Origin of the sequence: Pseudorhodoferax sp. Leaf265 (genome assembly GCF_001422365.1) — a bacterium.
Taxonomy (GTDB): domain Bacteria; phylum Pseudomonadota; class Gammaproteobacteria; order Burkholderiales; family Burkholderiaceae_C; genus Pseudorhodoferax.
This window is the reverse complement of record NZ_LMMT01000038.1, coordinates 160,953-173,289: the sequence shown is the minus strand read 5'-3', so window position 1 is coordinate 173,289 and position 12,337 is coordinate 160,953. Positions and strand designations below refer to the sequence as shown.

10 protein-coding genes are annotated in these 12,337 nt (G+C 70.4%); 4 read left to right on the top strand and 6 right to left on the bottom strand.

The annotated features are described in order from the left end of the window. Positions 1–49: 49 nt before the first annotated feature. Together ASF45_RS27895 and ASF45_RS27890 are read left to right on the top strand one after the other, a co-directional pair. Positions 50–610 carry a pyridoxamine 5'-phosphate oxidase family protein gene (locus ASF45_RS27895; RefSeq protein WP_056671329.1) on the top strand — a complete coding sequence of 187 codons (561 nt, stop codon included), beginning with the start codon at positions 50–52 and terminating at the stop codon, positions 608–610. Positions 611–907: 297 nt separating this feature from the next. After that, on the top strand, positions 908–2,920 hold the full coding sequence (locus tag ASF45_RS27890) for a pectate lyase (protein WP_063887809.1): 2,013 nt from the start codon (positions 908–910) through the stop codon (positions 2,918–2,920). A 24-nt stretch (positions 2,921–2,944) separates the two neighbouring features. Here ASF45_RS27890 and ASF45_RS27885 read toward each other — a convergent pair whose 3' ends face one another. From ASF45_RS27885 to ASF45_RS27875, 3 genes are read right to left on the bottom strand one after another with little or no spacing between them, the layout of a single operon-like run. Beyond that, complete coding sequence (locus ASF45_RS27885) at positions 2,945–3,871, bottom strand: DmsC/YnfH family molybdoenzyme membrane anchor subunit (RefSeq protein WP_056671325.1); 927 nt, start codon at positions 3,869–3,871, stop codon at positions 2,945–2,947. Next, entirely contained in the window at positions 3,868–4,620 is a 753-nt protein-coding gene (locus ASF45_RS27880) for a 4Fe-4S dicluster domain-containing protein (RefSeq protein ID WP_056671322.1), read from the bottom strand. Before ASF45_RS27880 ends, ASF45_RS27885 begins: the two co-directional genes overlap by 4 nt. Then, positions 4,617–7,559 carry a molybdopterin oxidoreductase family protein gene (locus ASF45_RS27875; protein WP_056671321.1) on the bottom strand — a complete coding sequence of 981 codons (2,943 nt, stop codon included), beginning with the start codon at positions 7,557–7,559 and terminating at the stop codon, positions 4,617–4,619. The genes ASF45_RS27880 and ASF45_RS27875 overlap by 4 nt, the downstream gene beginning before the upstream one ends. Positions 7,560–7,650: 91 nt before the next feature. On the opposite strand from ASF45_RS27875, the gene ASF45_RS27870 reads away from it, so the two are divergent. Both ASF45_RS27870 and ASF45_RS27865 read left to right on the top strand, forming a co-directional pair. Then, positions 7,651–8,553, top strand: a complete 903-nt coding sequence (locus ASF45_RS27870; protein WP_056671319.1) for a LysR family transcriptional regulator — start codon at positions 7,651–7,653, stop codon at positions 8,551–8,553. Positions 8,554–8,657: 104 nt separating this feature from the next. Beyond that, the gene (locus ASF45_RS27865; protein WP_082551316.1) at positions 8,658–9,737 is read left to right on the top strand and encodes a YeiH family protein; all 1,080 of its coding nucleotides are present in this window, start codon (positions 8,658–8,660) and stop codon (positions 9,735–9,737) included. On the opposite strand, the gene ASF45_RS27860 is transcribed toward ASF45_RS27865, so the two are convergent. The 3 genes from ASF45_RS27860 to ASF45_RS27850 are packed head-to-tail and all read right to left on the bottom strand — an operon-like array spanning position 9,734 to position 12,304. Continuing rightward, a complete protein-coding gene (locus ASF45_RS27860) occupies positions 9,734–10,849 on the bottom strand; it encodes a CaiB/BaiF CoA-transferase family protein (RefSeq protein WP_056671315.1) in 1,116 nt (371 codons plus the stop codon). The genes ASF45_RS27865 and ASF45_RS27860 overlap by 4 nt on opposite strands. Positions 10,850–10,866: 17 nt before the next feature. Next, positions 10,867–11,286: a PaaI family thioesterase gene (locus ASF45_RS27855; protein ID WP_056671313.1), complete on the bottom strand. Its 420-nt coding sequence runs from the start codon at positions 11,284–11,286 to the stop codon at positions 10,867–10,869. 49 nt (positions 11,287–11,335) lie between these two features. Next, the gene (locus ASF45_RS27850) at positions 11,336–12,304 is read right to left on the bottom strand and encodes a tripartite tricarboxylate transporter substrate binding protein (protein WP_056671311.1); all 969 of its coding nucleotides are present in this window, start codon (positions 12,302–12,304) and stop codon (positions 11,336–11,338) included. Positions 12,305–12,337: the final 33 nt, after the last annotated feature.

Sequence of the window (12,337 nt, the reverse complement as noted above, 5' to 3'; positions counted from 1 at the left end):
AATCTCTTTGAAAAGATGGACCATTGGCGCACCCAACCAGGAGAAGCAGATGGCCTACGGATACCTCGACATCGCGATCACCCCCAGCGTGCGCGCCGCGCAGGCCGAGATGGGCGCCGACAGCCTGTGGACCGACTTCCCGGGCCACCGCGAGTTCGACCGCTTCACCGAGGCCGAGGCCGCGTTCATCGCCGACCGCGACAGCTTCTACATGGCCACCGTGTCGGAGACCGGCTGGCCCTACATGCAGCACCGCGGCGGGCCGCGCGGCTTCCTCAAGGTGCTGGACGACCAGACACTCGCCTTCGCGGATTTCCGCGGCAACCGGCAGTACATCAGCACCGGCAACCTGCGCGCGAACGACCGCGTGAGCCTGTTCCTGATGGACTACCGGCGCCGCGCGCGGCTCAAGGTCTATGCGCATGCCGAGGTGCTGACGCTCGATGCCGACCCCGCGCTGACCGCACAGGTGGTGGTGCCCGGCTACCGCGGCAAGCCCGAGCGCATCGTGCGGCTGCGGCTGGAGGCGTTCGACTGGAACTGCCCGCAGCACATCACGCCCCGCTGGAGCGAGGCCGAGCTTGCCGCGCTGCAGGCGGACGGCGACTGAGGGACCGGCCGCGCAGCCAGCGGCCGCCCGCCGCCGCGCCGGCTGGCCTGGGGCTGATCTCGCTCGGCACCGGGTATACCCCAGGCCCCTGCCGCATTGACTTCCCGTTTGAAGGCGGCATACAGTCAGTCATACGACAACCAGCCCACGTTCGGCGCCAAAGTTAAACGTTTACTTTCCAGAATTCCAGCACATTGCGCCCATTCGATTGGTAAGACATCGTATGAGTTGCGGCGTGCTTCCCTGACGCCGCCCGTTGGGCCCAGCGTCCTTTCATGCCCACCTAGAGGAGACTCCATGGAGCGCAGACTTTTCCTTGGTTCCGTTGCCGGAGCCTTTTTGACCACCGCCTGCGGCGGCGGCGACGGTGACAGCGCGCCGGTCACGCCGGCCGAGCCCGAGCTGCCCGTCGATCCCGATCCGTTCCGCCAGTCGACCAAGCTGGCGATGCGGCGCGCCGCGCGCTACATGGACCAGAACGTCTCGTCCAGCGGCGCCTACGTCTGGTCCTACCTGGCCTCGAACCGCAACCAGTGTTGGGGCGAGATGGAAGCCACGCCGACCATGGTCTGGATGCAGCCGACCGGCACGCCCTCGGTGGGCCACGCCCTGCTCGACGCCTACCACGCCACCCAGGACGAGACCTTCTACAAGGCCGCCGAGCGCACCGCGCTGGTCATGGTCGAGGCCCAGCATGCCTCGGGCGGCTGGAACTACATCCACGACCTGGCCGGCGAGCCTGCACTCAAGCGCTGGTACGAGACGGTCGGCGCGAACGGCTGGCGGCTGGAAGAGTTCCAGCACTACTACGGCAATGCCACCTTCGACGACGCCACCACGGCCGTGTCCGCCCAGTTCATGCTGCGCATGTACCTGCAGAAGAAGGACGCGCGCTTCAAGGCCTCGCTCGACAAGGCCATCGCCTTCGTGCTGGACGCGCAGTTCAAGACCGGCGTCGTCGCCGGTGGCTGGCCGCAGCGCTTTCCGCGCGCCTACAACGCCACCAAGGCCATGCCGGCGCCGAACTGGCCGCCGACCGGGCCGGGCTGGGAGCAGCTGGTGGCCGGCAACCAGAACGGCGACTACATCTGCCAGGGCCCCGGCGGCGTGCCGGGCCAGCCGGGCTACACCGGCATCTTCAGCGGCATGGAAGACGGCGACTACACGAACTTCGTGACCTTCAACGACGACGTGATGGGCGAGAACATCAAGTTCCTGATGCTCGCCTCCTTCGGCCTGGGCGACATGAGCCTGAAGGCGCCGGCCGTGGCCGCGATGGACTGCATGTACAACATCATGTACGAGTACGACGGCGACACCAGCAAAGCCAGCAACCCGAACGCGACGACGACGCCGCAGGCCGGCTGGGGCCTGCAGCACCTGTCGGCCGACACGGTGGACGCCTACGGTGTGCTGCGCAAGGCCGGGCTGCCGGCTGCGGCACGCAGCTACGAGCCGCGCGGCCTGAGCCCCTCGGTCTCCATCACCAATGCCACGCAGCTGTTCCACTACTTCCGGCTGACCGGCGACAAGAAGTACCTGTCCAAGCTCAGCAAGGTGTTCGACTGGATCGACACCTGCGCGCTGCGCAACGACCAGCGCTCGCGCACCGCGGACCGGCCGGGCGGCGACCCCGAGAGCATCCTGACCGGCACGCACGCACGCGTGGTGGAGCTGGAGTCCAACCGCCCGCGCTTCCCGCACCGCTACGGCACCAACATCCACAACGGCGCCTACTTCATCGACCACGACTGGCGCCGCACGCCAGGCCACTACGGTGCCTCGCAGAACGCCAGCACCGCCGCGCCACGCGCGACGCTGGCCCGGATGCAGGCGCTCTCCAATGCCGAGATCGCGGCGATGGTGGCCAGCTCGCCGCTCAACGTGCAGGGCGAGCGCGCGCTGCCGGCCTACTTCACGGTCAACGGCGAAGTGGACTTCCCGCACCTGTGGGCCAATGCCGTGAAAGGCACGGCCACGCGCACCCAGGCGCAGACCCAGGCCCTGATCGACAGCCTGGGCGAGAAGAACCACTGGAGCGAGGACCAGTCGACCTTCACCAACGCCTACACCCAGAACGGGCCGAGCACGCCCTACCTGGGCAAGGAGTACATGAGCACCCACGTGGGCGACCAGTACGACACCTCGCCCTTCGGCAGCAACCAGATGCCGGCCAAGGAGCCCTACACCTCCAACCCGCCCAAGGTCGAGCAGGTCATCAACAGCAGCACCTTCGTGGGCAACCTGGGCAACCTTGTGAGCTTCATCGCGCCCGTCGCTGGCGTGACCGACCCGGCCTACAAGGCCTGAGCCAGCGCCCCGGCCCGGCGGTCCTCAGGACACGACCTGGTAGTACAGGTTCTGCGGATGCCGCGCCTGGGCGAAGAAGAACCAGCGCTCGGCCAGCAGGCCGGGCACCTGCAGCGCCACGGCCAGGGGCCACAGCCAGCCGGGGCCGCCGGCCAGTGCGCCCGCCGCGCACAGCGCGGGCAGCACGAAGCCGCACAGCAGGAACAGCCAGCGCAGGTTCTTGAGGAAGGCCGCCGTGCGGCCGTGGAAGAATTCGCGCGTGTTGAAGGCGCCGGCCGACATGCCCATGGACTTCTGCACGAGTTGGGGCGTGCGGATGCCGGTGGCGCTGTGCAGCGTGGACCTGGGGACCAGGGCCGCGTTGCGCGCCAGGCTGGCCCAGCGCGCCGCCAGCGCGGCCAGCAGCACGCCCAGCGCGGCCGGGCCGGTGCGGGCCAGCAAGGCCTCTTCGCCCGCGCCCGCGGCCAGCGCACTGGCCAGCACCAGGCCCGCGCCCTGGCCGATCAGGATGAAGTTGACCAGCGTGAGCGGCTGCGCCCATTCCTGGATGAAGCGCAGGCAGGCGTAGATCATGGCCGTGCACAGCCACAGCAAGGCGGCCAGCACCAGGGCGCCCAGGGGCAACCAGAGCGGCGCCGCGCCGTCGGCCGGCAGCAGCACCCACCACAGCAGCGTCCAGCCGATGAAGGCCGGCAGCACCAGGCATTCGCGCGAGAGCCAGGAGGTGCGCCACATCAGCACGGCGCGCCAGGCCCGCTCCTTGCGGCCCAGGTGGCCGAAGGACGACAGCAGGCCGACGGTGGCCATGGCCGCGGCCAGCAGCAGCGCATGGGCGACGAAGCCGCCGGCCATCGGCACGCCGATCAGCGTGGCCACGGCCAGCGCCACCACCAGGCCCTGCGCGGCGCCCGCGATGGCCGTGAACACGACGACGGACATGGCTGGGTTCATGGCTGCTCCCCAGGCGCGGACTGCATGGACCGCCGCGGCAAATACTGGTTGGCCGGCTGCGTCTCCCACTCGGGCATCAGCGCGTAGCCACCGCGCTCGCGGATGGCGATGGAGACTTCGCTGCTCGGGTCCTTCACGTCGCCGAACAGCCGCGCGTTGGTCGGGCAGGCCTTCACGCAGGCGGGCTTGCGGTCCTCGGGCGCGAGCTTCTGGTCGTGCACGCGGTCGACGCACAGCGTGCACTTGGTCATGACCTGGCGTTCCTCATCCAGCTCGCGCGCGCCATAGGGGCAGGCCCAGGCGCAGTACTTGCAGCCGATGCACTTGTCGTAGTCCACCAGCACGATGCCGTCCTCGGCGCGCTTGTAGCTCGCGCCCGTGGGGCAGACCGGCACGCAGGGCGGGTCTTCGCAGTGCAGGCAGCTCTTGGGGAAGTGCACCGTGTCCATGGTCGGGAACACGCCGGCCTCATACGTCTGCACGCGGTTGAAGAAGGTGCCCGTGGGGTCGGCCGCATAGGCGCGCTCGTCGGCGAGCGGGCCGGCCGAACCCGAGGTGTTCCACTCCTTGCACGAGGTCACGCAGGCATGGCAGCCCACGCAGACGTTGAGGTCGATGACCAGCGCGAGCTGCTTGGCCAGCGTGTCGCCTTGCTTCCAGCGCGCGCTGGGTGGGTTGGCGGGCGCGGGCGCCGGTGCGGGCGACACCAGCGGCTGCGGGTTCAACAGGTCCTTGAGCCACTGGATCATTTCTTGCCTCCCGCGAAATAGGCCAGCACGCGCTGCGCCTTGCCGCGCACGCCGGGCGCGGGCGGCACGGCGGCGAACTGCGGATAGCTCTCGTGCGGCTCCTCCGGCTCGGCCGGGCGGATGCGCACGCGCACGTCGTACCAGCCGGCCTGGCCCGTGATCGGGTCGGAGTTGCTGATGGTGCCGGCCGGCGTGCCCGCGCAGGGCAGCTCCTCGCTGATCAGGTGGTTCAGCAGAAAGCCCTTGCGCGCCTCGTCCGCGCCCGGCGCGAGCTGCCAGGCGCTGTCGGCCTTGCCGATGGCGTTCCAGGTCCAGACGGTGCCGGGCTCCACGGCCTCGGTGTAGCGCGCCATGCCCCGGACCTTGCCCCACTGGCTCTCGACCCAGCACCAGCCGCCGTCGGCGATGCCGGCGGCCTGCGCCGTCTTCGGGTTCACGTGCAGGTAGTTGTGGCTGTGGATCTGGCGCAGCCAGGCGTTCTGCGAGTCCCAGGAGTGGTACATGGCCATGGGCCGCTGCGTGACCGCGTTGAGCGGGTAGGCCGCGAGGTCGGTGGCGGCCTCCTCCAGTGGCGCATACCAGAAGGGCAGCGGGTCGAAGTAGGTGGCGATGCGTTCGCGCAGGTGCTCGGGCGGCTGGCGGCCGCCGCATTGGCCCCGGGCCGCGAGGCGGAAGCACTGCAGCGTGTCGCTGTACAGCGCCAGCTGCACCGGGTCGTTCTTCTGGCGCCAGCCCTTGTCCTTGGCGAAGTCCAGGTAGGCGCGGTTCCAGTTGCGCATGTACTGCATGCCTTCGGGCATGTGGTACTGGAACACGCAGTTGTTCTGCGCGTACATCTCCCACTGCCTGGGGTTGGGCTCGCCGCGCAGGTGCTCGGTGCCGTCCTTGCCGCGCCAGCCCATCAGGAAGCCGATGCCGGGCGCCGGCTGGAAGTTGACGATGAAGTCCGGGTAGTCCTTGAACTTGGGCGCACCCTCGGCCGTGGTGAAGGCCGGGAATTTCAGCCGCGTCGCCAGGTCGATCAGCACCTCCTGGAACGGCCGGCACTGGCCCGTGGGCGGCAGCACCGGCACGCGCACCGAATCCACCGGGCCGTCGAACTCGGAGATGGGCCGGTCCAACATGCCCATCACGTCGTGCCGCTCCAGATACGTGGTGTCGGGCAGCACCAGGTCGGCGAAGGCCACGGTCTCGCTCTGGAAGGCGTCGCAGACCACGAGGAAGGGGATGCAGTGCTCGCCGTTCTCGTCCTTGCGGTTGAGCATCTCGCGCACGGCCTGCGTGTTCATGCTGCTGTTCCAGGCCATGTTGGCCATGAAGATCATCAGCGTGTCGATGCGGTACGGGTCGCCCTTGACCGCATTGGTGATCACGTTGTGCATGAGCCCGTGGGCCGACAGCGGGTGCTCCCACGAGAAGGCGTGGTCGATGCGGATCGGCGAGCCGTCGGGGTAGATGGCCAGCTCGTCCGGGTTGGCCGGAAAGCCCAGCGGCGCCGCGTTGAGCGGCGTGTTGGGCTGGATCATGGCGGGGTCGTTGAAGGCCCGGTAGTTGGGCACGATGTGGCGCGGGTACGGCGCCTTGTGGCGGAACCCGCCCGGCCGGTCGATGGTGCCGAGCACGCTCATCAGCACCGACAGCGCGCGCACGGTCTGGAAGCCGTTGGAATGCGCCGCCAGCCCACGCATGGCGTGGAAGGCCACGGGCCGGCCGATGGTGGTGGGATGCTGCTTGCCCCAGGCGTCCTCCCAGGGGATGGGCAGCTCGAAGGCCTGGTGCATGGCGGTCTCGCCCATCTCGCGCGCCAGCAGGCGGATGCGCGCGGCCGGCACACCGCAGATGGCCTCGGCCCATTCGGGCGTGCAGCTGGCCACGCGTTCGCGCAGCAGCTGGAACGATGGCGCGACGCGCGTGCCGTCGGCCAAGGTGTAGTGGCCTTCGAGCGCGGGGTCGCAGCCCTCGGCGATGCCCTCGGGGTAGGCGTTCAGCGCGCGTTGGCCGTTCCTGCACCAGATGAGCTTGTTGTGCGGATGCCGGCCATCGCCGGGCGGGCCCCGTGCGGGGTCGGGATCGAAGGCGAACAGGCCGTCGCGCGCGCCGCCGTCCAGCACCACGAGCTGCGGCGCATTCGTGAAGCGCTTGAGGAAGTCGTGGTCGATCAGGTCGTCCGCGATCAGCACATGCAACAGCGCCATGAGCAGCGCGCCGTCGGTGCCGGGCTTGATCGGAATCCACTCGTCGGCGATCGCGGCGTAGCCCGTGCGGATCGGATTGATCGCGATGAAGCGGCCGCCCGCGCGCTTGAATTGGCCGAGCGCCATCTTCATCGGGTTGCTGTGGTGGTCCTCGGCGGTGCCGATCATCACGAACAGCTTGGATCGCTCCAGGTCCGGCCCGCCGAACTCCCAGAAGCTGCCGCCGATGGTGTAGATCATGCCGGCCGCCATGTTCACCGAGCAGAAGCCGCCATGCGCCGCGTAGTTGGGCGTGCCGAACTGGCGCGCGAACAGGCCCGTGAGCGCCTGCATCTGGTCGCGGCCCGTGAACAGCGCGAACTTCTTGGGATCGGTGGCGCGGATCCTGCCCAGCCGCTCGGTCAGCAAGGCCATGGCCTCGTCCCAGGAGATCGGCTCGAACTCGCCCGCGCCGCGCGCGCTGCCCGGCTTGCGGCGCAGGGGCTGCGTGAGCCGCGCCGGCGAGTACTGCTTCATGATGCCCGCCGACCCCTTGGCGCAGATCACACCCTGGTTCAGCGGGTGCGCGGGGTTGCCGTCGATGTAGCGCACCTCGGGGCCCTGCTCGCCCTCGCGCAGGTGCACGCGGATGCCGCAGCGGCAGGCGCACATGTAGCAGGTGGTGGTCTTGACCGTGGTCGCGTCGGTGGGCGTGGGCGCGGCCAGCGGGTCGTGGACCGGCTCGGCAGAGAGGAACTGGAGCATGGCTGTCTGCGCCTTTTCAGGACGTGGATGGCGGTGCCGCCGCATGCTAGGCAGGAAGTGCAATCAGGAAAAGCCAATAATCCCATTCAACATGATCGAAAAATCAGATCAACGCCTGCGCATGAACCTGCGCCAGCTGGAAGTCTTCGTCGCCACCGCGCACGAGGGCACGACGCGCGGCGCAGCCGACCGCATCGCGCGCTCGCAGTCCGCCGCCAGCGCCGCGCTGGCGGAACTGGAGGCCGTGCTGGGGGCCGCGCTGTTCGACCGCGTGGGCCGGCGGCTGCTGCTCAACGAGAACGGCCGTGCGCTGCTGCCGCGCGCGCGCGTGCTGCTGGAGCAGGCGGCCGAGCTGCAGGAACTGTTCTCGGGCGCCCACGCGGCACCGCTGCACGTGGCGGCCAGCTTCACGATCGGCGAGTACCTGCTGCCCGGCCTGGTGGCCGAGTGGACGCGCGCGCACCCGCACAGCCGCGTGCGGCTGCGCATCGCCAACACCAGCGAGGTCATCGACGCCGTGGCCGGCTTCGCGGTGGACCTGGGCTTCATCGAGGGCCCACAGACCCATCCCGACGTGGTGCTGCGGCCCTGGCGCAGCGACGAGCTCGTGATCGTGGCCGCGCCGGACCACGCGCTGGCCGGCCGGCCGGCCACCACGCGCCAGCTGGCCGACGCGACCTGGGTGCTGCGCGAGCCGGAGTCCGGCACGCGCCAGGCCACGGACAGCTGGCTGCTCGCGCACCTGGACCGGCTCGACGTGGCCTTCGAACTCGGCAGCACCGAGGCCATCAAGCGCCTGGTGGCCGCCGGCGCAGGCCTGGGCTGCCTGTCGCGCCAGGCCGTGGCCCAGACCCTGGCAGAGGGCGGCCTCGTGGAGCTCAAGACGCGCCTGCCGGTGGCCGAGCGCCGGCTGGCCGTGGCCACGCACCGCCACCGTCCGCTGGGGCGCACGGCGACGGACTTCATCGCCCATTGCACGGGCGCGGTGGCCTGACGGACTTCAAATTGACCTGATTTTCTGGTCAACACGACCGCAAGTATTCGTTTTTATTCTTTATGAGGTTTCCGTAGATTCGGCTGCGCAAAACGCATAAGCCGATGTCTACACCCTTCCCCCTCCCCGCGCGGCCGTCCCTCGCCGCGCCCTTGCCTGCCGCGGCGCGGCGCCTGGCGCCCGGCCTGCTGCTGGTGCTGGCCATCGCCGCGGTGGCCGTCAGCGCCGGCGCCCAGCCCGCCCTGGCGCGGCACGGCCTGTCGGCACTCACCCTGGCCGTGCTGGCCGGCATCGTGCTGGGCAACAGCGTCTACCCGCGCCTGGCGCCCGCGGCCGACCCCGGCGTGGCCTGGGCCAAGCACTGGCTGCTGCGCGCGGGCATCGTGCTCTATGGGCTGCGGCTGAGCCTGCACGACATCGCCCAGCTCGGCGTCGCCGGCGTGGCCGTCGATGCGGCGGTCATCGTCTCCACCTTCGGGCTGGCCTGCTGGGCCGGCCAACGCTGGCTGGGCCTGCCCTACGAGCAGGCCGCGTTGATCGGCGCGGGCAGCGCGATCTGCGGCGCGGCCGCGGTGCTGGCCACGGCGCCCGTGCTGCGTGCGCGCGGGGAATCGGCCACGGTGGCCGTGGCCTCGGTCGTGGTGTTCGGCACCTTGTCCATGCTGTTGCTGCCGTTGTTCGCGACGCCGCTGGCCAGCTGGCTCGGCGGCATGCCGCAGCTGGGGCTGTACATCGGCTCGACCGTGCACGAGGTGGCCCAGGTGGTGGCGGCGGCCGATGCCATCGACCCGGCGCTGGCCGACGCGGCCGTGGTGGCGAAGATGGTGCGCGTGATGCTGCTGGCGCCCTTCCTGCTCGCGCTGTCGCTGTGGGTCGCGCGCAGCGCCAAGGCCGCAGGTGCCGCGCGCGGGCCGATCACCATCCCCTGGTTCGCGCTGGGCTTCCTGGCGGTGGTGGTGCTGGGCTCGCTGCTGCCCGTGCCAGAGCCGCTGCGCGCGGCGCTGCTGTGGCTGGACACCGTGCTGCTGGCCACCGCGATGGCCGCGCTGGGCCTGGGCACGCACTGGCGCCTGGTGCAGCGGGCCGGCCTGCGGCCGCTGCTGCTGGCGGCGCTGCTGTTCGGCTGGCTGGTGGTGGGCGGCGGGCTGCTCAACAAGCTGGCCGGCGCCCTGGGCGAAGGCTAGTCGAACTTCTCCCCCGGCGTCAGCGGCGCATGCCGGTAGCTGGCCGGCGTGCGGGAGAGCTTCACGGGCGCGCCGACACCGCGGTAGCCACCGTCGAGTTCCACCACCATGCCGCGGTGCGCCGTGTGCGGGTGGGTGAGTGCGGCGTCCACCGCCAGCACGGGCGCGGCCGGCACGCCGGCGGCCATCAGGTCGTCGACGAGCTGGCGGCCGTCGAAGCGCGCCAGCGCCGCTTCGAGCAGCGGCTTGAGCGCGGCGCGGTGCACCGAACGGCCACCGGCTTCGCGGTAGTCCGGGTGCGCGGACAGCTCGGGCACGCCGATCACGCGGCACAGGGCCGCGAACTGGCGGTCGTTGCCCACGGCCAGGAACACCGGGTCGGTGGCCGTGCGCACCGTGTCGTAGGGGTAGATGTTGGGATGGGCGTTGCCGGTGCGGCCGGGCACGCGGCCGTCCATGAACCAGTTGGCCGCATGCGGGTGCAGCAGCGAGATGCCGGCGTCGTAGAGCGCGGCCTCGACGAACTGGCCCCGGCCGCTTCGGTGCCGCTCCTGCAGCGCCAGCAGCACGCCGATCACGGCGTTCAGGCCGGTGACCATGTCGACCACGGGCAAGCCCACGCGCAGCGGCTCGCCGCCGGCCTCGCCGTTCACGCTCATGAGGCCGGTCATGGCCTGCACGGCGGCGTCGTAGCCCGGCAGAGCGCCCAAGGGACCATCGGCACCGAAGCCCGAGACGCGGCACCACACCAGGCGCGGGAAGCGTTCGGACAGCTGGGCGTAGCCGATGCCCCAGCGCTCCATGGTGCCGGTCTTGAAGTTCTCGACCAGCACGTCGGCCTCGGCCACCAGGGCCAGCAGCTTCTCGCGGTCCTGGGCTTGGGTCAGGTCCAGGTGCTGCACACGCTTGTTGCGGTTCAGGCCGTGGTAGTAGGAGGCCACGCCATCGCGGAACGGCGGCCCCCAGGTGCGCGTGTCGTCGCCGCCGGGCGGCTCGACCTTGAGCACGTCGGCCCCGTGGTCGCCGAGGATCTGGCCGCAGTAGGGGCCGCCGAGGATGCGCGAGAGGTCGAGCACGCGGATGCCAGCCAGGGCGCCGGGGGCGATGGTCATGGGGGAATCTCCTGGTCCTAGGAAGGGGTGCGCTCGACCAGCTTGAAGGTGCCGGTCGCGAGCGTGAGCAGGTTACCGTCGGCGTCGTGCGCCTCGCCGCGCACGAAGCACAGCGACTTGCCGCGGCGCTCGCAGCGGGCCGTGGCGGTGACGTCGCCGCGCGTGCCGGCCACGTAGTGCAGCGCCATGTCGACCGTGATCACGCCGTAGCGCGTGGGCTCGTGGGCGCGCGCGGCGCAGGACAGCACGCTGTCCATCAGCACCGCGTAGGCGCCGCCGTGCACGTCGCCGCGGCTGTTGGTGTGCTGCGGGTTGGCCGGCATCAGCACCTTGGCCTCGTCGCCGTCGATGTGCAGGCCGCGCAGGCCGAAGGCCTGGACCATGGGCATGCGCAGGCTGAACAGGGTGTCGGGGGCTTCGTTGTCGAAAGAGGGCATGGCAGATCGGGCGGAATCGAAAACGCCCGAGGTTAATGGACGGACCCGCTCAATCGAGTTGCGCACCGGACTGCTTGACCACCGCCGCCCAGGCCGCCTTCTGCGCGGCGATGAACCTGGCCAGCTGCGCCGGCGTGTGGTCGGGCGCGCCCTCCAGCCCCTGGGTGGCGAACAGCTCCTTGACCTTGGGGCTGGCCAGCACCTCCACGAAGGCCTTGTTGAGCTTGGCGATGCGGTCTGCCGGCGTGCCGGCCGGCGCGACGATGCCGAAGAACACGCTCACGTCGTAGCCCGGCACACCCTGCTCGGCGACCGTTGGCAGCTCGGGCAGCGCCTGCGAGCGCTGCGCCGTGGCGATGCCCAGCGCACGCAGCTTGCCGGTCTTCACATAGGGCAGCGCGGTCAGCACGTCGGTGAAGCTCATGCCGACCTGGCCGCCCAGCAGGTCGTTGAGCGCCGGGCCCGTGCCCTTGTAGGGGATGTGCTGGATGTCGGTGCCGGCTTTCTCGTTGAACAGCACGCCGGCCAGGTGCGAGGACGCGCCGTTGCCCGAGGACGCATAGCTGAGCTTGCCCGGATTGGCCTTGGCGTAGGCCACGAGCTCCTTGACGTTCTGCGCCGGCACGCTGGGGTGGACCACCAGGATGTTGGGCAGGTGGCCGACCTGGATGACGGGCGCGAAGCTCTTGATCGGGTCGTAGCCGCTCTTGCGGTACAGGCTCGCGTTGATGGCCAGCGGGCCCGAGGTGCCGAACAGCAGGGTCTGGCCGTCGGCCGCGGCACGTGCGACGTACTCCGCGCCGATGTTGCCGCCCGCGCCGGCACGGTTCTCCACGACCACGGGCTGGCCGAGCCTGTCCTTCATCTCGGCCGCGATGGTGCGGGCCATGGCGTCGGTCGGCCCGCCGGGCGGGAAGGGCACGACCAGCATGACGGGCTTGTCGGGGAAGCTCTCGGCCTGGGCGCAAGGCGCGAAGGCCAGCACGGCGGCGGACAGCAGGGTGGCGAGGATGCGCATGGTTGTCTCCTGGGGGCGATGGAAGTGCCGCCC

Bases quoted from the DNA above. Each gene is read 5' to 3' on its own strand.
- ASF45_RS27895 (WP_056671329.1), top strand. From the start codon at position 50: ATGGCCTACGGATACCTCGACATCGCGATCACCCCCAGCGTGCGCGCC.
- ASF45_RS27890 (WP_063887809.1), top strand. From the start codon at position 908: ATGGAGCGCAGACTTTTCCTTGGTTCCGTTGCCGGAGCCTTTTTGACC.
- ASF45_RS27885 (WP_056671325.1), bottom strand. From the start codon at position 3,871: ATGAACCCAGCCATGTCCGTCGTCGTGTTCACGGCCATCGCGGGCGCC.
- ASF45_RS27880 (WP_056671322.1), bottom strand. From the start codon at position 4,620: ATGATCCAGTGGCTCAAGGACCTGTTGAACCCGCAGCCGCTGGTGTCG.
- ASF45_RS27875 (WP_056671321.1), bottom strand. From the start codon at position 7,559: ATGCTCCAGTTCCTCTCTGCCGAGCCGGTCCACGACCCGCTGGCCGCG.
- ASF45_RS27870 (WP_056671319.1), top strand. From the start codon at position 7,651: ATGATCGAAAAATCAGATCAACGCCTGCGCATGAACCTGCGCCAGCTG.
- ASF45_RS27865 (WP_082551316.1), top strand. From the start codon at position 8,658: ATGTCTACACCCTTCCCCCTCCCCGCGCGGCCGTCCCTCGCCGCGCCC.
- ASF45_RS27860 (WP_056671315.1), bottom strand. From the start codon at position 10,849: ATGACCATCGCCCCCGGCGCCCTGGCTGGCATCCGCGTGCTCGACCTC.
- ASF45_RS27855 (WP_056671313.1), bottom strand. From the start codon at position 11,286: ATGCCCTCTTTCGACAACGAAGCCCCCGACACCCTGTTCAGCCTGCGC.
- ASF45_RS27850 (WP_056671311.1), bottom strand. From the start codon at position 12,304: ATGCGCATCCTCGCCACCCTGCTGTCCGCCGCCGTGCTGGCCTTCGCG.